The organism is uncultured Thiothrix sp. (genome assembly GCF_937876535.1).
Lineage (GTDB): Bacteria > Pseudomonadota > Gammaproteobacteria > Thiotrichales > Thiotrichaceae > Thiolinea.
Map to the genome: position 1 here is coordinate 59129 of NZ_CALFHZ010000003.1, position 23846 is coordinate 82974.

The window sequence follows — 23846 nt, forward strand, 5'->3', positions numbered from 1 at the left end:
TACTTAGCAAAGCGAAATAACAAAGCTGTAAGCCATTTACAGCTTTTAAGCTTTAACCATAACGCGCTTCACCTTGGCGGCGAAAATCACTGGGTGTCATGCCTTTTAGCTCCATAAAACGCCGATTGAAATTAGCGATATTATTGAAGCCCACGTTATAGCAAATCGTACTCACATATTGATCGGTTTCCATCAATAATTGGCAGGCACGATTGACCCGTAGGCGATTCACAAAGTCGGTGAAGGTATTCCCCGTAGCACGGCGGAAATACCGTGAAAACCGGCTTTCACTCATACTGACTCGTTTAGCAATATCGATCAGAGCAAACTGATTCGAGTAATTCGCCGTAATATAATCTACGACTTCGCTGATTTGGCGTAAGGAAGCATCGTCCTCAAAGCTTTGTAACTGCACATTGGAGAGCAAGCGATAGTCATGGTGGCGCGCTAGTAAGCTCAATAAAGCCACAAACTCACTGAAACGCTGCAAGCCGGAGGATTGGCGAATTTTTACAATACTTTCATAAGCTTGTTCGCTTAAGCCCATGAACTCAATGCCATGCTTAGCCCGCTCTAAAAGCGGTAGCGCTTCACGCAACTCGGATAAATGTTCACTAGCTTGACGCAGTGGCTCATCAGAAAATTGCAGGACTAAATCACGTACGCGCACGCCTTCTGCGGGTAGCTCACTCGAAATCCAGTTATGCGGCAAACGTGGCCCAGTCAACACTAAATGCCCTGGCTCAAAGCGTCCAATATAATCACCAACAAAAACTTTGCCGGTCGTTTCGACGATGAGATGTAGCTCATATTCTTCGTGATAATGCCAGCGAATCAAGGGGTTGGGTGCTCCATGCTCAAGGCAACGGATATAGCCATACGAACCCTCAGGTTCATAACCCAAGACCGGATCGCGCTGAAAATCACGCTCAAGCTCTGGTGAGCGTGGCGAAATTTTTTGTCGAGCTAGACTACCCATAATTCTCTCCTACCCACTCCACTCTCTACGACATCACATTGCCGCCATCAACATTAAGCGTCTGTGCTGTAATATACGCTGATTCATCACTTGCTAAAAATACCGCTGCTCCGGCAATGTCTTGTGGCACTCCCATCCGCCCTAAAGGTACCGCTTTACCGACTGCAATTTTCTTTTCACCGGGCTGTAGGCCTTCATATTTAGCAAATAGGCCATCAACATGCCCCCACATCGGCGTATCAATGACTCCGGGGGAAATGCCATTGACGCGAATGCCATGTGGAGCCATTGCCAAAGCAGCTGATTGGGTATAACTAATCACAGCGGCTTTAGAAGCACAATAATGGGACACTAAACCCTCACCCCGCCGCCCAGCTTGCGAAGCAAGATTAATAATGCTGCCCGTTTGGCCGGCCTCCACTAACCCCTGCAACACCGCTTGCATGACAAAGAACATGCCCTTGACATTCACTGCAAAGATCTTGTCATACATGGCTTCATTAGACTCCAATAAGGGAGCCATATCGAAAATCGCTGCATTATTAAATAAGACATTAATCGTGCCTAACCGCTGATTCGCTTGCGTTACCAACGCTTTAACTGCAGCCGTATCTACCACATTCAAGCTATGATATTGCAAGCGGCTGAAGTTGTGCATTAAAGCCTTCAGCTCAGCACTTGGCTCAGCGGCCAAATCAATCGCAGTACAAACTGCACCCTCTTTCAAGAAAGCCTCAGTGACTGCTAAACCAATGCCACCATTCGCGCCCGTGATGAGCGCGTGTTTATCTTGGAGACGTTGTAGGCTCATGAATGTTTACTCACAAACTCGTCCACACGTTGTACTGCTTTGCGTAAGGCTATTACCAAGCGCTCATCACCCGCTATCGGCCCAAACAACACAGGTTCAGCCGCAAAGGCCGCAATAGGGTCGCTAGAAGAGCAAATCGCTTGAGCACTGGCTGGAGCCATCGCTTGGTCTTCGTATTTGAAGGGAATTTCACCACGTTGTTGACGCTGTAAGAAGCGCAAAAACAGTGCAGGCAGCATTGCGACCGCATCAATACTCCGATTCGCGCCCAAAGCCTCCCGTAAAGTCGGCTGAATAAACCCCGGAATCTTCGAATAGCCATCCATTGCCACCCGTTGATTGGTATCCAGAATATTCGGATTACTAAACCGATCTAGCACCACATCCCGATATTTAGGTAAATCCAGCGGATAAGGCTTAGCGGTATCCTCAAGGCAAGGAATGACATCATCGGTGACATAATCACAAGCCATTTGGCGAATTTCAGGGTCGAGCGTGCCCTCGTGAATATATTGATAACCGCGCAAAGTACCAGCCCATGCAATACAACTGTGAGGCGCATTCAGCAGACGAATCTTCGCCTCCTCATAGGGCATCACGTCCTCAACCATCTCCACGCCAACCTTTTCCCATGCAGGTCGACCGTTAGCGAAATGATCCTCTACCACCCATTGAATAAAGGTTTCACCCATTAAAGCGGCTGGATCATCGCGGCCGGTAGCGGCTTTAACACGCTCACGAATCTCGGCAGTAGGGCGTGGAGTAATACGATCCACCATTGAGTTAGGCGCGGTCGTATTCGCAGACACCCAAGCTAATAAAGCTTGATCGTCACGTTTGCCTAAAAATTGTTTTAAGCCACCAAAGAAACGTTCACCATTACTGCGTAGATTATCGCAATTGAGCAAGGTGACTTTACCTGCCCCTGCTTGCATCCGTGCATGCAAAAGTTTGCTTAAAGCGCCATAAATAGTCGAACAGGTTTTCCCCTCTAAATCAGAACGCAAATCCGCAAAGCCTTCATCTAAGTGATTGTGCGCATCCAGATAATAGCCTGCTTCGGTCACAGTAAAGGATATAATGCGAGTATTAGGGTCTGAGGCGATCTTAACTAAACCACTCAAGTCTTTATCCCAGCTAATCACCTCTTGAATCGAGCTAATAGACTGATAAAAACGCTCACCAGCGGTATTCACCGTTTCTAAAGTATAAGCCCCGTGACTGGCTTGCAGTGCCGCTACCGTTTCGAGCATATCGGGGCGCAAATTGCCTCCAACAATACGCCAAGTTTGATCGCCTTGATCGTGCAAAGCTTGCATATACACCGCTTGATGGGCGCGATGGAAAGAGCCTAAACCTAAATGCAGTTGAGTTAAAATAGCGGCGCTCATGCTGCAACTCCTGAAAATTGATTCAGGCTAGCAATCGCCTTGCCATCTTTGTCAAAACGGTGCAAATGCACAGAGTCAAACTGCACACCCACTTGCTCACCCAGTTGTGAACGGGTGCGCTCATATTGACGTACAATAATCATCGCGCTGCCTAAATTCACATGAATCAAGGTTTCATTGCCCAGCGCTTCGATCAACTCCACAGTACCCCGCAGTTGCCCCTCGTTCGCAGCCACAATAGTTAAATGCTCAGGGCGTACACCAATCTCGTGTGCACCGCCTGCTTTCGGGAACATACTCGCTGGCAAAACATTCATTTGTGGCATACCGATGAATTGCGCCACAAAACGATTCGCCGGGCTATCATATAGCTCCAGTGGCGTACCGACTTGCTCGATCATGCCATCACGCAACACTACCACCCGATCCGCTAAGGTCATTGCCTCTACCTGATCATGGGTAACATAAATCGTCGTTGCACCTAATTCACGGTGTAATTTAGCGATTTCTACGCGAGTTTGACCCCGTAAAGCAGCGTCTAAGTTGGATAAAGGCTCATCGAATAAGAACACTTTTGGCTGGCGGACAATCGCACGCCCAATCGCTACCCGTTGACGCTGACCACCTGATAAAGCCTTGGGGGTACGCTGTAAATAAGAGGTCAGATTAAGCTTATCCGCCGCTTTCGTTACTTTATCCTTAATCACATCCGGTGCGACCTTTGCTAAGCGCAACGCGAAGGACATATTCTCTTCCACCGTCATATGTGGATAGAGCGCATAAGATTGGAAGACCATAGCCAAGTCACGCTGTGAGGAAGGCGCATCAGTAATATCCTTGCCGTCTAACATCAGTTTGCCGCCATTAATGGTTTCCAAGCCTGCAATCATGCGCAACAGCGTGGATTTACCGCAGCCAGAAGGTCCGACAAAGACAATGAACTCACCTTTTTCAATCGTTAAATCCACACCTTTGATCGCACGGAGTTTGCCGTAAAACTTCTCAACACCTTTTAAGTCTAAAAATCCCATAATCTATTCCTTCCTTTATTTCACTGCGCCAAAGGTCAAGCCTTGTACTAACTGCTTTTGACTGAACCAACCGAAGACAATAATCGGGGCAATCGCCATTAATGAAGCAGCGGATAATTTCGCCCAGAACAGACCTTCAGGGCTGGAGTAAGAAGCAACCAAGGTAGCCAAAGTACCTGCTTGTGCCGCCCCTAAACTCAATGCCCAGAAAGCTTCATTCCAAGCTAAGACCAAGCACAATAGGCCGGTGGACGCTAGGCCACCCATTCCTAAAGGTAATAATACATAGCGGAATTCATCCCATAAGTTAGCACCATCCATTCTGGAAGCTTCTAGAATTTCATGCGGAATATCTTTTAAATGGGAGTACAGCATCCATACCATAATCGGCAAGTTACTCATTGTGAACAGAATAATCAGCCCAAACTTGGTATCCAATAAGTGTGTGTACTGATAAAGCACATAGATGGGTGCCAGAGCACCTACTGCTGGCATCATTTTGGTGGATAGCATCCACATCAGAATATCTTTGGTGCGTTTGGTGGGACTAAAGGCCATGCTATACGCTGCGGGTGCAGCAATCAGTAGGCCTAAAATAGTCGACACCACACTAGTAACGATTGAGTTCCAAGCATAAGTAAAATAATCACTACGTGCTTGTACTTCATGGAAGTTTTCTAAAGTCGGTGTGAAAATCCACAAAGACGGCACTGCTATTGCTTGCCCTTCGGTCTTAAACGCAGTAACCGCTAAAAATAACAGTGGGAAAAATAAGATTAAAGCCACAGTCCAAGCTGCAATGGTACGAACAATCAGTTGGGTAGAGCTAGAGTTAGGTGAAGATTGCATAGTCTTAGTCCAAGTTCTTGCCGATCATACGAATCAAAAATACCGCCACAATATTGGCGAGTACTACCGCAAGTAAGGCACCTGCTGAAGCAACCCCAATATCAAAGCTTAAACGGGCTTGCTTAAAGATCAGGAAGGCTAAGTTGGTGCTAGCATTACCGGGGCCGCCGCTAGTAGTGGTATAAATTTCAGCGAAGATGCTTAATAAGAAGATCACTTCAATCATAATAACCACCGAAATGGATCGTCCCATGTGCGGCATATACAAATACCAAAGTTTTTGTAGATAAGTCGCGCCATCCATCCCAGCCGCTTCTAATTGCTCACGATCCATCGATTGCAAAGCAGTCATGAAGATCAAACAAGCAAAGGGTAGCCATTGCCAACTCACCATAATGATGATGGAAAACAAGGGATAATCAGCGAGCCAATCAATCGGCTGTAAGCCAAAGAAGGTCCATATCTGTGCTAAGACTCCATAGACAGGATTCATCATCATGTGCTTCCACAATAAAGCATTCACAGCCGGCATGACGAAAAATGGAGAAATTAACAGGATACGTACTACCCCTTGCCCCGGGAATGGATCATTAATTAACAGGGCGATGGCTAAACCTAGCCCAACAGTGATGAATACGACGCTACCTAATAGAATTAAGGTGTTCCAAATAGATGGCCAAAAATCGGGATCAGTTAAAAAATAGCTGTAATTCTCTAAACCAACGAAGCCAGTTTGATCTGGCTGCATTAAGTTGTAGCGCATTACAGAAAAATAAATAGTCATCACCAGCGGCACAATCATCCACAGAAACAAAGTTATCACTGCGGGCGACATCAAAAGGCGGGGTAACGACCGAGAACCTGCACGTGTATGTTCTGCCATAACGAGACCTGTCTGTGGTGTTAGCTATCATGTAAGAAAGGCCGCCATTTGGACTTACCAGCAGAAAAATGGCGGCACTTAAAGGGCAACAGTGGTGCTTTGCTACCCGACTTGGAGGAACCTAGTAGTTACTTGTAGTAACCTGCCTTACGCATTTCACGATCAGCAGCTTCTTGACTGGTTTTCAGTGCAGCATCAACCGTTTCCTTACCTGCTAAAGCTGAACTCATTTGCTGACCCACTGTGACACCAATGGATTGGAACTCAGGAATAGCAGCGAACTGTACACCCGTATAAGGCGATTTTTCTAAAGTCGAATCATGTGGATTCGCACTTTTAATTGCAGCTAATTCAGCATCCGCAAATTTAGCAGCGGCTTTAAAATCAGCGTTGTCATAAGTGGATTGACGTGTACCGGTTGGCACATTGCCCCAACCTACTTCTTTACCGACTAAATTGACATAGTCTTGAGAAGTTGCCCATTGAATGAACTTTTGTGCTTCTGCGGATTTAGTAGAAGACTCTGGAATCGCTAAAGCCCAAGCCCATAACCAGTTAGCACCTTTTGGCGTTTTTGCAGTAGGTGCTTGAGCAAAGGCAACCTTGTCAGCCACTTTACTTTGCTTAGGATCAGAAATGAAAGATGCTGCAATCGTGGCATCTACCCACATACCGCATTTGCCTTCATTGTATAAAGCTAAAATTTCATTGAAGCTATTGTTCGCTGAACCAGGAGGGCCGTATTTGGTTAACAAATCAACATAGAAATTGATCGCATCTTTCCAAGGTTGACTTTCTAACTGTGGCTTCCACTCCATATTGAACCACTGACCACCATAAGTGTTCACTAAGGTGGTTAAGAAGGCCATATTATCGCCCCAACCTGGCTTACCACGTAAGCAGATACCATAAACACCTTTGTCTGGGTTATGAATTTTGGCAGCGACTTGAGCAACATGCTCCCAAGTGGGATTCGCTGGCATGTCCATCCCAGCTTCTTTGACTAAATCAGCACGGTACATCAGCATCGAGCTTTCGCCATAGAAGGGGGCTGCATACAATTTGCCTTCAGAAGAAAGACCATCACGCATGGCTGGTAACAAATCATCAACTTTGTAGCTGTCATCGAATTTCAGCTCTTTCAGCCAACCTTTCTTCCCCCAAATCGGTGTTTCATACATACCGATGGTCATCACATCAAATTGACCACCTTTAGTAGCCACATCAGTAGTCACACGTTGACGTAATACGCCTTCTTCGAGGGTTACCCATTTGAGTTTAATATCAGGATTCGCTTCTTCGAAATGCTTGCTGAGTTTTTGCATTTCGATCATGTGGCCGTTGTTGACGGTAGCGATGACTAATTCGGTCGCTGCTTGAGTAGTAGCTGCTGCACACAGAACGAGGCTGCCCGCAATAGCAGCTAACATACGATTTAATTTCATCTCTCATCTCCTCCAATGGATGGGCTAACTGCCCGCAAATAACTAGCTTGAGGAGAGAATGGTATTTTATTGCAGATTTTATCCGCCTTCCCCCTCTCTCTTGCGAAATAGAGTAGCATTAGCTATTTAGAAAGGAATATACCAATTCGATTAGATCAGATACTTTATTGCATTTTTTATAGAAAAAACCCTTATAATTTCGCATGAAACTATTATTTCTAATATAAAATCATCGAAAAATCTAAATTACTTAGTTTGCAGTGCAGCAAAAAAGTATCAATTTAGGTTATTAAATTCACCAAAATTGGATCTGGAAGCAAGCCAGTACTAGTAGAGCTGTATTAAATAAAAAATAAGGTCGTAAAGCTGAGTAAATCAGTATCTACTCAGCTAGATTTGAAAGATCCAATCAAGGTTTAAGGACAAAACCTTGTTCAGTTAATTGCATTTGCTCTAAAGCTAAACCACTGGCTGCAGCACCTTCCCGTACCGCTGCTTGTACGGCTTGTTGGCTAGTTTGATCTTGTCCTGCACGATTCATAGCGGCTTGAGTCAATAAGGCTTGAATTAATAAAGCCTCTGCCAAGGCCTGTTTATTTGTATCAGTTGCTTGTGCAAGCTTGGGATTCGCTAACCAAATTTTTACTGCTTGTTGTTTAACCGCTTGTGCAGTTTGTTTATCAACATAGCTAGTGCTGCCCTCGGAAGCTTGCCAAGCAGTAATCCACCATAAAGTATAAGCATCTGCAATATTATTGATTTTCAAGCCAAAAGGCTCAATCGTTTGCTGAACTGCATCAATAATCTGGGTTGAACTCAGTAACTCCTCTAAATCTTTAGCCCCTTCCAAATTTTTAACTTGGCGCTGCTCAGCCAATTCACTTAAGTTAGTTTGGCGGCGCTCTAAAGAGGGCGTGTATTCAAGCTGAGCCATTAAAGCTGTGGCTTCTTGGACAAACAAATTGCTATTGGTATTAATGGCAGCTGTTTGCGTAGCTTTTAAAGTTTTAGCAATTAAATCACTCGTGACAGGTTCGTTCAAAGCTAGAGTGAGTTCTAGTGAACTTGTCGCTAGCACCGTGGAGGAAAAACAAATAGAGGCTATCAAGCTCGCCCATAAGCTGCGCTTCAAGAATTTCATCAGCATGCCTTCATTAAAGTATTAACACTCGATGCGCTTTATACTAGCTAAGCTAAGCTTTGTCAGTCGGCTATTAACTAGACGAAAGCACCTAAAATCCTGCTAATACCAATATCGACGAAATTAATTCAGTTGATTGACATTGCGGCATTAAAGTTATTTAACTATGGACGATCTTGTTCATTTCTTGTCCGTGGCAGCCCTGTTTATCTTTTACGGTATTGCTTAAGCTTTGCTTATCATACGAGGCAGTAAAACCCTGCCAGATAGTAATGGAAAGCTACCTAGACGTATTGAATAGTTATTAGTTGAAATTGCTGAGACTCATTATTCAGTTAGAGTATCTCAAGTGCTTAGGCCGCTTTCTTGCTTGCGCAGAATCCTGTCAGGGCTTAACATTTCGGCCTTTGCTAAGACATATCAGATTTCAGGAATAATAATTATGCGTAGTCATTATTGCGGGCAGGTTGATGAATCCTTGCTAGATCAGAAAATTACTCTCTGTGGTTGGGTCAACCGGCGGCGTGATCACGGTGGGGTCATTTTCATTGACCTGCGCGACCGCGAAGGACTGGTACAAGTTGTTTTCGATCCTGATCGGGCAGAGGTGTTTGCCACGGCTGAGCGCGTCCGAAATGAATATGTCTTACAAGTGAAAGGTCGCGTGCGTAACCGCCCTGCTGGTACGACCAATGATAATTTACGCAGTGGTCAAGTTGAGGTCTTAGGTTTAGAGCTGACCGTGTTGAACGCTGCGGAAACGCCACCTTTCCAATTAGATGAAACCGGCGTTGGCGAAGAAAAGCGTTTAACTTATCGCTATATTGATTTGCGCCGTCCAGAAATGCAGCAACGTTTGCAATTACGTGCCAAAGCCACGGGCTTTATGCGTCGTTACTTGGAAGAAAATGGCTTTCTCGATATTGAAACGCCGATGCTCACTAAAGCCACACCTGAAGGGGCGCGCGATTACTTAGTACCAAGCCGCACTCATCCGGGTTCATTCTTTGCCCTGCCGCAATCCCCCCAATTGTTTAAGCAATTGCTGATGATGTCGGGCATGGATCGCTATTTCCAATTTGCGCGCTGCTTCCGTGATGAAGATTTACGTGCCGACCGTCAGCCTGAATTTACCCAGCTTGATATCGAAACCTCCTTTATGACCCAAGACCAGATCATGGGTATGGTGGAGGAAATGATTCGTAGCATGTTTAAAAGCTTGCTAAGTGTCGAGCTGCCTGCGCAATTCCCGCACATGACCTATGAAGAAGCCATGTTCCGCTTCGGTTCTGACAAACCGGATATGCGTATTCCGCTCGAATTTGTCGAAGTCAGTGATCTGATGCAAGCGGTAGAATTCAAAGTATTCGCAGCACCTGCGAAAGATCCTGATAGCCGTATCGTTGCATTACGCTTACCCAATGGTGGCGATCTAAGCCGTAAAGAAATCGACGATTACACCGCTTTCGTAGGCCGTTATGGCGCGAAAGGCTTGGCTTATATCAAAATCAATGATCTTGCGGCTGGCTTAGAAGGCTTACAATCACCGATTCTGAAATTCCTCCCCGAAGAGGTGGTAAAAGGCATTTTAGAGCGTACTGGCGCACAAACTGGCGATTTGATTTTCTTCGGTGCAGACAAAGCCAAAGTGGTAAATGACGCGATTGGTGCCTTACGGATTAAATTAGGTCACGACCGTAAATTACTCACTTCGGAATGGGCGGCTTTGTGGGTTGTTGACTTCCCGATGTTTGAATACGATGACAAAGACAAACGCTGGGTCGCTTTACATCACCCCTTTACCGCCCCTAAGTGTTCACCTGAAGAGTTAGCAGCTAATCCGGGTAAAGCACTGTCGATTGCTTATGATATGGTCTTGAATGGCACGGAAGTCGGTGGCGGCTCAGTGCGGATCCATCGCCCCGAAATGCAAAGCGCAGTCTTTAGCTTATTGGGTATCAGCAAAGAAGAAGCCGAAGAAAAATTCGGTTTCCTGCTCAATGCCCTCAAATACGGCTGCCCTCCACACGGCGGCTTAGCTTTCGGTTTAGATCGTTTAATCATGCTGATGACGGGCAGCCAATCGATTCGCGACGTGATGGCTTTCCCGAAAACGCAAACAGCCGCTTGCCCATTGACTGATGCACCAGCCCCTGTCGGACTGCGCCAACTACGTGAGCTGAATATTCGGGTGAAGTTGCCTGAGAAAGATGGTGCTTAAGTAGCTCGATCTTAAGACACAAAAAGCCACCTAAATGGTGGCTTTTTTATTTAATTTAGATCGTTTTAATGACTTTTAGAATGCGCTGAGCCACGGTACCGCTGATGCGACCGCTTCGTCTGATTAGTAGCATTAGGATCAGGCTCAGGTTCAACACGCTCTAAATTGTTCTCTTCAAACATATACGCTATCGAAGCGGTAGGTCGTGGGCGTGGCACACTCGAACTTGAGGAGTCAGCCACAACAGCCTCAACTGCAACAACCGTTGGCAGTGCAGAGTCAATGACTGGAACTTGTGAAGTTACTGATGCATCTTTTTCTAGAGTGGATGGCTCATCAGTTGGGCTAGATGTCTGTTGAATAGGTTGCTTTTCCCGAGGTTTCTTACGCTGTTCACGTTCATGACGCTCAGCTGGCACAACAGAGCGCGTTTGATGTCCACGTTGCGGACGTTGAATTTCCGGCAATAAGTCTGGGCTAATTGCAATCACAGGCAAGGTTTTACCGGTATAGTTTTCGATCTCTGGCAAATAAAAGGCGGTATCCTCACACGCAAAGCTATGTGCTTCACCTGAAGCACCTGCACGTGCAGTCCGGCCAATCCGATGTACATAATCCTCAGCGAGCTGTGGCAAATCGAAATTGAATACATGTGATACGGCGGGAATATGCAAACCCCGTGCGGCCACATCCGTCGCAATTAAGACTTGATAGCGGCCTTCACCAAAATCTTTCAAAAAGCGTTCGCGTTTGTTTTGGCGCACATCGCCAGAAATCATCGCGGCTTTGATTTGATTAACTTTTAAATAAGCCTCAATCCGTTCAGCATTATGTTTAGTGTTTACAAACACAATGGCTCGTTGCGGCTCAAGCTGACGAATTAAGCCGACCAATAAAGGAATTTTTTCCGAGTTAGCCGGAAAATAGATCGACTCGCTAATATTATCCGCACTCACTGAATCTGTTTCGATTTTAACTGGCACCGGATTATTCATATGCTCATACGCCAGCTCTAGCACCTTCTGCGATAGGGTAGCGGAAAACAGCATATTCAAACGTTCAGTGGGTTCGGGCAAACGCCGCAACAAGAAACGAATATCTTGAATAAACCCCATATCAAACATACGATCAGCTTCATCCAAAACCATCACTTGCGTATGTTTAAAATCGAAAACGCCCTGCTTCCAATAATCAATTACCCGCCCCGGCGTACCAATCAATACATCAACGGCTTGAGTAAATTGCTGACGCTGCTTTTCATAAGCAGCCCCGCCATAAACCAAAACATTATTTAAGCCCGTATATTTGCCCAAAACCTCGGCATCGCGTGCAATTTGGATAGCTAGCTCACGAGTGGGCGCTAGTATCAAACAACGCACAGAACCAGACGGCGCATCAATCAAAGGTTGCGATAATAAACGTTGAAAGGTCGCAACTAAGAAAGCGCCCGTTTTGCCCGTGCCCGTTTGTGCCTGACCGGTGATGTCTTGTCCATTTAAAGCAATCGGCAAAGTCTCTGCTTGGATACGCGAACAGTACTCAAACCCGGCTGCATTCAGAGATTTTAAGATTCGCTCATCAAGGCTAAATGAGTCGAAACGTATTGAGCTTAAATATTGATTTTCCATGTCGTAATCATACCACAAACCATAAAAAACAGCTAAGTAGGCACATAGGCTTCCCTCTTAGACGACAAACGCACTGTTTAGTGGCGTAGAATGTCGCAATCCACAAGCTATAGTATTTATTTTACAAGTCGAAATAACGCAAAAACTCTCAAAACCGCTTATACTACGTTGCCCTACTGAACGCCGCCCGATTAAAAATGCTGGCTTCAGTGCAAGTTGATTTTTTTAGCATGGAAAACATCATGACGGTTAACACCAAGCTCTCTGCACACCTAGAGGCTACTTTAGGTTTGGCTCAAATCAAGGATATTTTTTGGAATCAATCTGCGCCGGCTCTGTACGAAGCAGCGATGCGTCGCGGTGAAGCACATGTGGGCAAAGGTGGTACTCTGGTAGCCTACACTGGTTCATTTACTGGCCGTGCTCCTAATGACAAATTTATCGTTGATGAAGCTAGCAGCCATGACAAAGTGTGGTGGGGTGAAGTTAACAAAGGGATTAGTGAAGAAAATTTCGATAAAGTCCTAAAATCAGCTCAAGCATTTTTAAGCGGCAAAGACCTCTTCGTACAAGATTTATTAGCGGGCGCTGATCCCACCACTGAATTGCCAGTACGGGTAATTACTCAATATGCTTGGCATGCCTTGTTTGCGCAAAACATGTTTATCCGCCCAGCAGATTTGCAGCGTAGCTTAGGCATGGATGAGCCACGTTTTACGATTCTGCATGTGCCTGATATGCAAGCTGATCCTGAGCAACATGGTACACGCTCCGGGGCTTTCATTCTGCTCAATTTCGCACGCAAATTAGTCATCATTGGTGGCACACATTACGCGGGCGAGATTAAGAAATCGGTATTCTCTATTATGAACTACCTCCTACCACAACAAGGGGTTATGTCCATGCATGCCTCTGCCAATGTGGGTAAAGCAGGCGACGTAGCAATTCTATTTGGCTTATCGGGTACAGGCAAAACGACTTTATCCGCAGACCCTGAGCGTTTATTAATTGGCGATGATGAACACGGTTGGAGCGATCAAGGTGTCTTCAATCTAGAGGGCGGCTGCTATGCGAAAGTCATCAATCTTTCCGCTGAAGCAGAACCTTTAATTTACGCCACCACTCACCAATTCGGCACTGTATTAGAAAATACGGTCATGGATATGGATAGCCGCGAACTTAATTTAGATGACGCTAGCCTCACTGAAAATACCCGCGCCTGCTACCCCATCACTCAGATTCCTAATGCGCTTTATCCTGGTAAAGCGGGTCATGCTAAACATATTATTATGTTGACTTGCGATGCTTTTGGGGTGTTACCGCCAATTTCTAAGCTCACTACCTCACAAGCCATGTATCACTTCTTGTCGGGTTACACTGCTAAAGTCGCAGGTACTGAGAAAGGGGTGACTGAGCCAACGACTACTTTTAGTACTTGCTTTGGTGCTCCGTTTATGGCGCTACACCCTTCGGTTTACGCCGACTTATTGGGCGAAAAAATCAACCAAAACAAAGTTTCTTGCTGGTTATTAAACACTGGCTGGAGTGGCGGCCCTTATGGCGTAGGTAACAGAATGAAAATTCGCCATACGCGTGCCATGCTGAATGCGGCTTTACAAGGTGATTTGGATAATGTGGACACCCGCACTGATCCAATTTTTGGTTTGAATATTCCAGTAAGCTGCCCCGATGTCCCCAATGAAGTTTTAGATCCAGCTTCTACTTGGGCAGATAAAGCGGCTTACCAAGCGAAAGCGAATCAATTAGCGGCAGCTTTCCATCAAAACTTTGCTCGCTTTGCCGATTATGTTACTGAAGAAGTACGTAATGCAGGGCCTTTAGCGGGTCGCTAAGCACCTAGTTAATAATCTCCCCCAAGCAAAATCAAAAATGGGGGAGATTGTTTCAACCGTCTAGCCCTATTCTTGTTTAAGATTAATGCTTCCCACCAGTTCCAGCCGGACGGCCTGCTAAGAACTCAGTCAAACTCAAAGTTTTGCTAGCATCGGTATCTAAAGCTGCAAAGCCCCAGATCGAGCCGGTTTTATAGCCTTGTAAAACGGTAAACTCATCTAAGCTCAGCGCTGAGTTATTATCACTATCGGCTAAGGCAAAAGCATTACTGACTGCGGTTGTCACCGATGTATTCGCAGCAAACTCGCTGAGGCTTAAAGCACTGTTCAAATCAGTGTCTAAGACTTTGAACATCGCTTTGATTTCGCGGGTTTGTGTATTGGTTTCGAGGTTCTGATATTCAGCTAAAGAAAGAGTAGCTGAACTATCGGTATCCACTGCATTAAAATCAGCAGTGCGTACTGCAGTGACTTCAGCAGTTGTCACAGCGCCATCACCGTCTGTATCATAAATAGCAGTAAAGACAGAAGATTTGCCGGAAACTCCAGAATGATTAGGAGCGCCACCTTTGGCAAAGCTGGCCGTAGAAATAGACAATAAACTGCCTAACAGAATGATAGAAGCTGTTTGTATACGCATGGACTGAACTCCATTTAAGTTTTTCTAAAAGTCTTACCTAACTTAGGTAAGTCGGTCGACCCGGTGCTGAACCACCGGGTTTTTTCATTCGCTAGCAACAAAAGGCTAGCACCTTGAAAATTGCTTATAAACTACTGAGGCAGTTGATCAGGCCGCCCACCGCGATCCAGTCGTAAGACATGCCAAGTTCCGTCAGCGAACTGAATCACTGTGGCTTCGATGTAATCACCCACCACCAAATCCTCAAACTTAGTCACCTCATGATGACCACTACGCTGGGCTAAACGTTTAGCAGTTTGCGAATTTTTCAGCAGCATGCTGCCATTATCTAAATACAGAATATAACCAGCTAAACTAATCGTATTCAGTGTCTTATCAATCGCAGTGATTTGCCCGGCCAATTCCTTGCCATTACTCGAAGACACATCACGTAAGATCACTCGCTCCGCTTGCAGATTGCCACTGGAATCCACATTGCCCTCCACTTCTAAGGTCAAACCTAGGGCTAAATTACTCGCACTTAAACCAATAAACTGAGTGCTAGCAGTCGTGATCACGGTTTGCCCTGCTAAGGTAAATTGAGTGGCTGCAGTGATCGCACTGACAATCCCTTCCAACTCCAAACGTGATTTATCTGGATACTGGCCTTGAGTCGTTTGTAAGCTTAATTGCTTAGCCGCTAACACATTACTCACTGGTAATGCGCTGGCTTTCACTTGCACGATTTGCCCATTGGCTAAAGGTTTATCATTCCAACCGACCAAATTTGCTGCACCATAATTCACCGTTAAACCATTCAACTGGAAGGTTTTCTGTGGCGGATTCAAAGCACTGATAGCGCCAACTACTTGTAAGCCGTCCGTCGTTTGATAGCTACCTGCTATTAAACTGATACTGGTGGCTTTAATCGCAGCATTAGGTAAACGATCGCCGGACACTTCTACTAAATTGCCTAGCTGCAAATCACTAATCTGATCAAAACCATGTAGCACGGTTAACAAATCAATTTGGACGGTCTGTCCCAGTACCTTAATGCTCTTGCCATCAGCCGCGATGGCTTCCACAGTGGCCTTTACCAAACCATCAAACTTTACTTGGCTAGCAATACCGCTAATCCCATCGCTATTGAGTGAGCCAGTCACAGTAATAAACTCGCCTGCAGCAAAGCTGGTTTGATCCGTCACTGGTGCGCCGTTGCGATAAAATAAGGCATTATCGACATCGTAGTGAATGCCATTCACATAAATACTGCCAAAGCCAGTAATCCGCCCTGTTGTAATACCCGTTCCACTCATACCACCTTCAGCGAGGGTAAGTGAGTCCCCACAACTGACTAAAAACAGAGCAGAGCCGACCAACAGAGCCGTTAATTTAATTTTCATGATTGGCTTCCTTGGTAGCAGCTGGCTGCTCAAAATAATAAATACCTACCCCTGCTTGCATGCGTCCTGTACCCTGCACCGTCGGATTGCTATCCCGATCATGCTCATATAACCATTGATTAAAACGCAGCAAAAGTTGATGAGCATCCTTGCGGACAAAGGCTCGAAACTCAGGCAACACTTCAAGCGGCAAATTGTTATAACTGACTTTGCGTTGGTAATAGCGCTCATCAGCGGATGCAGTTAAATTATGATTAATTGTCATGACTAGTAGCGACACATCCGTACCTAATAATTGCAGTTGAGCTTCATCCTCAGCATCGGGGATATACACCGCACTCAAGAGGCGCACTGAGCCATCCTCTAAGCTTTCAACCAAATTCATCCGGCGCATTTCATCCAGCATGGCGAAGCTCGACATATCGCCACTATAACGCTGCACTAACTGCTCAAAACTTGGCTCAGCTCCACGAAAAGCTAAGACGGCAGCTTGACCTTCACTATCTAAAAACGCTGCATCATTCAACCAAGCATTCACCACACGTAACACCCGATTGAACCGCGGTGGCACTTCACTCAGTTCAGATTGACGTAGTTGCGTAACTTCTTTGCGAGTTAAACCCGTAATCACTGCAATTCGTGTGGTCGTAGCGCGTTCTCCGACTTGGTTTAACTCATCCTCTACTACATCGATATAAGCCTGCTTGGCTAATTGCGTAAATTCACCAAACGCCACGCCCTTGCGATACAAAATTCGCATTAAGCCTTTGAGGATTTGGTAGAACGCAGCGCGCAGTGTATTGCTCATGGAATGGGATTTTATTCCCATTATAACAAATAGGGCAAGAGCAAAACGACTAATGGGTGGGAAAATTTTCCCGTTTATAACAAAAAACCCTCCACTGGAGGGTTTTCTATGTGCATCAAGTAGCTAAGCTTAACTAAGCATTAGCTAGGCTCTTACTCACAATTTCATACACATCTGCAGATAACCCTGGGTGAGCTTGAATGCGCTCAAGTTGAGCCTTCATCAACCCACTCCGCCCTGTTTCATAATGCCGCCAATTCATCAAGGGCCGTACCATGCGTGAGGCAACTTGGGGATTACGCTCATTCAGCCATAACACTCGTTCTGCCAAGAAAGCATAACCGCTGCCGTCTGCAGCATGGAAATGCCAAGGGTTACGCATCGCAAAACTACCCACGAGCGCACGCACTTTATTCGGATTCCGCATATCAAACAGCGGATGGCTCAAGAGTTGTTCAACTTGCTGTAAAGTATTCGGCAATGAGGAGCTTGCTTGCAAAGCAAACCACTTATCCATCACTAATGGATCATTCTGCCAACGCTCAAGGAAATGCGCTAAAGCAGCCGTGCGTTCTGGGCAATCCATATCATTTAATACCCCTAACGCTGCTAGCGCATCAGTCATATTATTCGCTTGAGCATATTGCTCAGCACATAAAGCAGGAATTGCCGCATCCTCTAAATACCCCAGATACGCTAAACAGACATTTTTCAAACGGCGCTTACCCATGCTGGTTGCATCAATTTGATAGACACCACGCTCTTGGTAAGCTTGAAAAATCGCTTCGAAATCCAAGCGTAAAGTCTTTGCCAGAGTGCTTAAGATAAAGTCGCGTACTTGATGAATAGCGGCGGGATCAGCAGGACGAACCAACTCAGCAATATCGGTCTCCGAGGGCAGCGTCAAAGCCTCAGCCCGTAAAGCTGGATCTAAACTTTCATCGGTTAATACCGCTTGCCAAGCGCTGATAAATTCATGACTTAAACCTAAAGGATCACCCTGCTTAAGATCAGACAATAAATTTTGAATCGCCCGTAGCGCTAAGCGTTGGCCTGCATCCCAACGATTGAAGGCATCGCTGTCATGCTTCATTAAGAAAATCAGCTCAGCTTCGGTGTAGGGATAGTCTAAGCGCACGGGCGCAGAAAAATTACGTAAGAGTGAAGGTACAGGCTGCTCGGTTACTTGGGTAAAGGTGAAACTTTGCTCGGCTTGCGTGAACTGCAAAATACCATTACAAGTTTGCCCCTCTAAATACAGCGGCAAGTCAGTACCCCCTTGAGCTAATAAACCGATTTGCAATGGAATGAGTTGAGCTTGTTTCTGCTGGCTTTCTGGGGTCGGTGGGCAAGTCTGTAGGCAATGTAAGGTGCAGGTTTGTGCGGCGGTATCATACGTCATAGTCACTTTGACTTCCGGTGTACCAGCCTGATCATACCAACGCTGGAACTGGTTTAAGTCAGTGCCATTCGCATCCGCCATTGCCGCTAAGAAGTCTTCCGTGGTAACGGCTTGACCGTCATGGCGTGCAAAGTACAAATCCATCCCCTTGCGGAAACCTTCACGACCTAAAAGGGTTTGATAGAGCCGCACGATTTCTGCACCCTTTTCATATACGGTCATGGTATAGAAGTTATTGATTTCCATATAGGAAGCGGGGCGAATTGGATGCGCCATCGGGCTTGCATCTTCGGTAAATTGAAAGGTACGCAACATGCGTACATCTTCGATGCGTTTAACTGCTCGTGAATGTAAATCAGCCGTAAACTCTTGATCACGAAACACCGTTAAGCCTTCTTTTAAGGACAATTGAAACCAATCGCGACAAGTGACTCGATTCCCTGTCCAGTTATGAAAATATTCGTGACCAATCACTGATTCAATATTGATATAGTCTTGATCGGTAGCAGTTTCAGGGCTAGCGAACACTAACTTAGAATTAAAGACGTTTAAGCCTTTATTCTCCATCGCCCCCATATTGAAATCATCGACCGCGACAATCATATAAATATCAAGATCATATTCCAAACCAAACCGCTGCTCATCCCAACGCATAGCACGCTTGAGGGACTGCAGGGCATGATCGCATTTATTGATATTATGCGGTTCAGTGTAAATACGTAGGGTTACTTTGCGCCCTGAGCCTGTAGTATAAAAATCTTCCACATGCTCTAAACGACCCGCAACTAGGGCAAACAAATAAGCAGGCTTGCGATAAGGGTCAACCCAACGCGCCCAATGCTTACCCTCTTCTAATTCACCACCAGCTATCAGATTGCCATTAGATAAGAGCACCGGATACTTAGTTTTATCGGCAATAATATCGGTAGTAAATAAGCTCATCACATCGGGGCGGTCAGGGTAATAGGTGATTTTGCGAAACCCTTGTGCCTCACATTGCGTACAGAAATTACCACTCGACTGATACAAGCCTTCCAAGGCTGTATTCTTTTGCGGATAAATGCGGGTAGTCATTTCGAGTGTGCCCTGCTCTGGCATGTTTAAAACCTGCATACCTTCCGCATTCAGACGATAGTCCTCCCCCTCTTGCAAAACTCGCCCGTCTAATTGAATACTGACGAGTTCTAAATCCTCACCCTGTAGCTCTAGGCTATTCGTCGTAATATTACGTGCATCGCGCTGATAGTGGGCGGTACTGGTCACTAGGGTAAATTCGTCACCTAGTTCAAACTTTAATTTAAGGGTTTCAACTTGATAAGCAGGAGGCTTATAGTCTTTTAAATAAATCGTAGTGGGCTGCCCTTCTCTCATTTTGACTTCCTATCGCTAATCGCTGATCTCAGCATATAAAGCCTGCTGAATAGCGGCATAATCTGGATCAGCTTTGGTTATAAATCCGTGTCGTAACAACAAATCAATATTGACTAGATTGCAATTATCTTTAAATGCAGTCACGTGTGCGGTTAAGGCTGCTACTTCAGCCAAGGGAATTAATTGAAACTGCTCGACTTCCCCATCGGTATTTTCTGGCTGAAAATCCTTTGGTAGCCACAAATCGTAAATAAATAAACTCGAATTTTCTAAACCGCGGCTTAAACTTTGGCGATAATGCAGGGTACTGACTGCGACTGCTTGTTTGGCTAGTTCTGTGGGAATATTCGCCTCTTCCTGCGCTTCTTTGACTAGGTTCTCTAGCAAATTCAGACCAACAGGCAAGCCACCTGCAACCATTTGATCGAGTTTCCCCGGCCAAAAGGGTTTACGTAAAGTGCGGGTGCCTACCCAAACATACACCCCATCAGACTTCTCTACCAAACCGTTGACATGAATGCCGAAGCTTTTGATTCCTAAATAAGCAGCTGCTGCCCGCTCAACTGTTAAGACAGCTGTTTGTTGATAACCCAAACAAACCGGATAACGCTCCCCTACCCAGGTATCAATCACGCCTTGCTGATGTAAGCTCCACATGACTTGATCAAGCGCTTGAGTACGTTGCTCAGGCGTTTGCAAAGTAGTGGAGAGTGTAATTTCCTGCCCTGATTGTTGAAAAACCTCAGGATACGTTAGTAAGTGTACGGCAAAACTAGGGCTAATCCAGCCATAGATGCGGCCATCAATACGCCAAGCCATATAATCTGCTAGCTGTGCATTGTTGCACAGGCGGATGCAATCGAGATAAGCCATGAATGCCGCTTATTAAAGGAATTATGTATTCAAAGATAATGGTAGATGAGTACTAACGCAATTCCCAATGCAACTGATAAGGTTGCCAAAGCCGCTAATTTGCTTAACCGCGGAATAAGGAAACGCCGATTACCATCATCCAAGCGTTCATAAGCAATCCGCCCCTCATAATCCTGGGTAAGGTTGAAAGGCCGAAAATCAACCGTAACTAGATCACCGCGTACTAAAGGAGTGAGTGCTTCTACCAGTGGAGACTCACGGTTGTAGATTGGTTTGATAGCCTTGACGACACCTTGATCATCTGTATCAGTGATGCCCACTACTTTACGCGGCACACGGTTTTCATCTGTTACTAACCAAACAATTTGACCTTTGCCCGGTGAGGTTTGAGTAGCCTTAACCGCATGTACCAAAAAGGTCTTAATCATATAGCCCAATTGCTCGCCAACCTTAATTAACAAGCAATAGCCTAACATAAATAAATTTAATAACTTAATAGCTACTAGAGTAACGGCTAGGTTTTTAGGTTATTGAGTTGAATAGGACTAGTAGCATTTAACTTAGCGGCTTTTTGCGCTAAACGACGCTCTCTGAAAAAGGCTTGAAGTTGTTCAGTACAGGCCTGCTGTAAAACTCCGCCTAGTAACTGTACTTGATGATTATGCCGCTCATCTAATAAGGTATTAAATACGCTCCCAGCTGCACCCGTCTTAAAGTCATAAGCACCAAATACCACCCGCTCCACTCGCGCATGCAACAAAGCGCCGGCACACATCACACAAGGTTCTAAAGTCACGTACAAAGTCGTGCTTGGCAAACGATAATTACTAGACGCTAAGCCTGCTGCACGCAAAGCTATGATCTCGGCATGAGCTGTAGGGTCGTGTTGGCTAATCGACTGATTCCAGCCTTCTCCTAAAATTTGATTATCACGGACTAAGACTGCCCCAACCGGTACTTCACCTTGTTGATAAGCACGCTTGGCTAATTGTAAGGCATGTTGGAGCCAGTATTCGTTTGTATAAAATTGTGAACTTATAAGCATTTTTGAACTTGCTTTAGTGTAAACCCATAAAAAACTCAGTTATTAAGAACAACATTTAACGTAAACTCAAGGGTAAAAAATTAGCTAACTTGCACGAATTCAATAAGGTTCATCAAAATTTATGGCTGGCTCAACCTTTCAAACTAATCCTATCGATTTATACAAACTACTTACCGACTGTCATAAAGGTATTCTTCAGCTACCCGATTTTCAACGTAGTTGGGTTTGGGATGAGGATCGTATCAGAAGTCTTATTGCTTCTATCTCAAGAGCTTTTCCGGTGGGGGCTTTAATGACTTTAGATAGCGGCGGTGAAGTTAACTTTAAACCACGGCCTGTAGAGGGCACTCCACAAGAGGCTAAACTGACCGAGCCACAATCCTTACTCTTAGATGGTCAACAGCGTATGACCTCACTTTATCAAGTTACACTTCGCGGTAAAGTTATTGAAACCATTACACCTAAAAATAAAAAAGTTAAACGCTGGTTTTACATTGATATTCGCAATGCTTTAGATAATTCGCTTGATCGTGAAGAGGCTATTCTGAGTATCCCACAGGATCGAATTATCCGTACAGACTTTGGCCGTATTGCAACACTAGACCTATCTTCAGCTGAAAAAGAATATGCCAATTTAATGTACCCTGTTGCAAAAGTATTTGATTGGGACAGCTGGCAAGATGGCTTTGATGAGTATTGGCGTGGCAATGATGAAATACGTGATTTATTTCGAAGCTTCAAGCGTAATATTCTAGAAAACTTTAAATACTATCGTGTACCTGTCATTGCTCTTGATCGTTCCACCTCTAAAGAAGCTGTTTGTGTTGTATTTGAAAAGGTAAATACTGGAGGTAAACCACTGGATGCGTTTGAATTAGTAACAGCTATGTATGCTGCCTCAGGCCATGAATTACGTAAAGATTGGTATGGCGATGATGCAACAAAAGGGCGGCATAAGCGTTTTGCTGACATCTCAAGGGCTTTTGATGCAGACGCTGGTATTCTTGCCAATGTGGCTAACACAGACTTTCTACAAGCGATTTCTCTTTTTCATACCCGTGATAAACGTCGAACTGCGGAACAACTCGGAAAAAAAGGCAAAGAGTTACCTGCTGTAACTGGCAATCGTGCAGCCTTATTAAGCTTACCATTAGATGCTTATAAGCGTTATGAAGTGCTCGTTGAGCAAGGCTTTATCCGAGCCGCAAAATTCTTAAATACTTTACACATTTATCGAATTTTTGACTTACCCTATCAATCGCAAATCATTCCATTAGCCGCCATTCTGGCTGATATCGGTGATGGTATAGATCATGCAGCTAATCGTGAAAAATTAGAAAAATGGTATTGGAACGGGGTATTTGGTGAGTTGTATGGTTCGGCAGTGGATTCACGTATTGCGCGGGATTTTATGGAGGTTCCAGTTTGGTTAACAGGAGGATCTGAACCCACTACAGTAAGCGAAACCTTATTTCGCGCTGATCGTTTAAAAACGATGCGGATGCGTTTATCAGCGGCCTACAAAGGGGTGAATGCACTGTTGATGAAAGAAGGTGCAAAAGACTTTCGCTCTGGGCAGCGTTTTGACCACACAGCTTTCTTTGGAGAAAATGTCGATATTCATCATATTTTCCCGCAAGACTGGTGCAAAAAACAAAATATCAAACCAGCCATCTTTGATTCAATTATTAATAAAACACCGCTTTCTTATCGGACTAATCGCATGATTGGCGGAGCAGCCCCTTCTGAATATTTGGCTAAATTAGCGCAGGGAGATCGTAACTCACCACCGATTGCTAACGAGGTTTTAGATGAGCATCTTCGCTCCCACTTAATTGACCCCATACTGCTAAAAACCGATCAATTTGAGAGCTTTATGGAGAATCGGCAGAAGCGCTTACTGGATCTAATAGAACAGGCAATGGGTAAAGCAGTTTATGTTAGTAACACAAACATTGAGGAAGAAGGTGAAGACATGGAACTTGATGCCGAAACTATGGAAATTGAGTTAACCATGTCCGCAAATAATAAACTTAAATCTTAAATAGCTACCAAAAAAATCCCCATCGTTTGGGATGGGGATGTAAAACTTA

The 23846-nt window shown here is 45.1% G+C and carries 19 protein-coding genes; 3 read left to right on the forward strand and 16 right to left on the reverse strand.

The window, feature by feature from the left end:
- Positions 1-52: 52 nt before the first annotated feature.
- From Q0230_RS00955 to Q0230_RS00990, 8 genes are all read right to left on the reverse strand, one after another.
- Positions 53-979 (reverse strand): AraC family transcriptional regulator, encoded by a 927-nt coding sequence (locus Q0230_RS00955; protein WP_298607229.1) that lies wholly within the window; start codon positions 977-979, stop codon positions 53-55.
- Between the two features lie 25 nt (positions 980-1004).
- Positions 1005-1790: an L-iditol 2-dehydrogenase gene (locus Q0230_RS00960; RefSeq protein WP_298607231.1), complete on the reverse strand. Its 786-nt coding sequence runs from the start codon at positions 1788-1790 to the stop codon at positions 1005-1007.
- Positions 1787-3181 carry a D-arabinitol 4-dehydrogenase gene (gene dalD / locus Q0230_RS00965; protein ID WP_298607233.1) on the reverse strand — a complete coding sequence of 465 codons (1395 nt, stop codon included), beginning with the start codon at positions 3179-3181 and terminating at the stop codon, positions 1787-1789. Before dalD ends, Q0230_RS00960 begins: the two co-directional genes overlap by 4 nt.
- On the reverse strand, positions 3178-4212 hold the full coding sequence (locus Q0230_RS00970) for an ABC transporter ATP-binding protein (RefSeq protein ID WP_298607235.1): 1035 nt from the start codon (positions 4210-4212) through the stop codon (positions 3178-3180). The genes dalD and Q0230_RS00970 overlap by 4 nt, the downstream gene beginning before the upstream one ends.
- Positions 4213-4227: 15 nt before the next feature.
- Positions 4228-5061 (reverse strand): carbohydrate ABC transporter permease, encoded by an 834-nt coding sequence (locus Q0230_RS00975; protein WP_298607237.1) that lies wholly within the window; start codon positions 5059-5061, stop codon positions 4228-4230.
- Between the two features lie 4 nt (positions 5062-5065).
- Positions 5066-5944 (reverse strand): carbohydrate ABC transporter permease, encoded by an 879-nt coding sequence (locus tag Q0230_RS00980; RefSeq protein ID WP_298607239.1) that lies wholly within the window; start codon positions 5942-5944, stop codon positions 5066-5068.
- 128 nt (positions 5945-6072) lie between these two features.
- Positions 6073-7389 (reverse strand): sugar ABC transporter substrate-binding protein, encoded by a 1317-nt coding sequence (locus Q0230_RS00985; RefSeq protein ID WP_298607241.1) that lies wholly within the window; start codon positions 7387-7389, stop codon positions 6073-6075.
- A 409-nt stretch (positions 7390-7798) separates the two neighbouring features.
- Positions 7799-8530, reverse strand: coding sequence for a hypothetical protein (locus Q0230_RS00990; RefSeq protein WP_298607243.1), 732 nt, complete (start codon positions 8528-8530; stop codon positions 7799-7801).
- A gap of 442 nt (positions 8531-8972) precedes the next feature.
- Here Q0230_RS00990 and aspS point away from each other — a divergent pair, with 442 nt between their 5' ends.
- Positions 8973-10751, forward strand: a complete 1779-nt coding sequence (aspS, locus tag Q0230_RS00995) for an aspartate--tRNA ligase (RefSeq protein ID WP_298607244.1) — start codon at positions 8973-8975, stop codon at positions 10749-10751.
- A 65-nt stretch (positions 10752-10816) separates the two neighbouring features.
- On the opposite strand, the gene Q0230_RS01000 is transcribed toward aspS, so the two are convergent.
- Positions 10817-12379 carry a DEAD/DEAH box helicase gene (locus tag Q0230_RS01000; RefSeq protein WP_298607246.1) on the reverse strand — a complete coding sequence of 521 codons (1563 nt, stop codon included), beginning with the start codon at positions 12377-12379 and terminating at the stop codon, positions 10817-10819.
- 242 nt (positions 12380-12621) lie between these two features.
- On the opposite strand from Q0230_RS01000, the gene Q0230_RS01005 reads away from it, so the two are divergent.
- A complete protein-coding gene (locus Q0230_RS01005) occupies positions 12622-14232 on the forward strand; it encodes a phosphoenolpyruvate carboxykinase (RefSeq protein WP_298607247.1) in 1611 nt (536 codons plus the stop codon).
- 82 nt (positions 14233-14314) lie between these two features.
- On the opposite strand, the gene Q0230_RS01010 is transcribed toward Q0230_RS01005, so the two are convergent.
- The 7 genes from Q0230_RS01010 to tadA all read right to left on the reverse strand — a co-directional run bounded on the left by Q0230_RS01010 (position 14315) and on the right by tadA (position 21753).
- On the reverse strand, positions 14315-14872 hold the full coding sequence (locus tag Q0230_RS01010) for a hypothetical protein (RefSeq protein ID WP_298607249.1): 558 nt from the start codon (positions 14870-14872) through the stop codon (positions 14315-14317).
- 131 nt (positions 14873-15003) lie between these two features.
- Positions 15004-16254, reverse strand: coding sequence for a DUF5666 domain-containing protein (locus Q0230_RS01015; RefSeq protein ID WP_298607251.1), 1251 nt, complete (start codon positions 16252-16254; stop codon positions 15004-15006).
- Positions 16244-17062: a DUF6502 family protein gene (locus Q0230_RS01020; RefSeq protein ID WP_298607253.1), complete on the reverse strand. Its 819-nt coding sequence runs from the start codon at positions 17060-17062 to the stop codon at positions 16244-16246. Before Q0230_RS01020 ends, Q0230_RS01015 begins: the two co-directional genes overlap by 11 nt.
- 133 nt (positions 17063-17195) lie before the next feature.
- A complete protein-coding gene (pepN, locus tag Q0230_RS01025; protein ID WP_298607255.1) occupies positions 17196-19835 on the reverse strand; it encodes an aminopeptidase N in 2640 nt (879 codons plus the stop codon).
- A gap of 15 nt (positions 19836-19850) precedes the next feature.
- Positions 19851-20708, reverse strand: a complete 858-nt coding sequence (locus Q0230_RS01030; RefSeq protein WP_298607257.1) for a DUF4743 domain-containing protein — start codon at positions 20706-20708, stop codon at positions 19851-19853.
- Between the two features lie 29 nt (positions 20709-20737).
- A complete protein-coding gene (locus Q0230_RS01035; RefSeq protein ID WP_298607259.1) occupies positions 20738-21169 on the reverse strand; it encodes a hypothetical protein in 432 nt (143 codons plus the stop codon).
- 53 nt (positions 21170-21222) lie between these two features.
- The gene (tadA, locus tag Q0230_RS01040) at positions 21223-21753 is read right to left on the reverse strand and encodes a tRNA adenosine(34) deaminase TadA (RefSeq protein ID WP_367274117.1); all 531 of its coding nucleotides are present in this window, start codon (positions 21751-21753) and stop codon (positions 21223-21225) included.
- A gap of 121 nt (positions 21754-21874) precedes the next feature.
- Between tadA and Q0230_RS01045 the strand changes: the two genes are divergently transcribed.
- On the forward strand, positions 21875-23797 hold the full coding sequence (locus Q0230_RS01045; RefSeq protein ID WP_298607261.1) for a DUF262 domain-containing protein: 1923 nt from the start codon (positions 21875-21877) through the stop codon (positions 23795-23797).
- Positions 23798-23846: the final 49 nt, after the last annotated feature.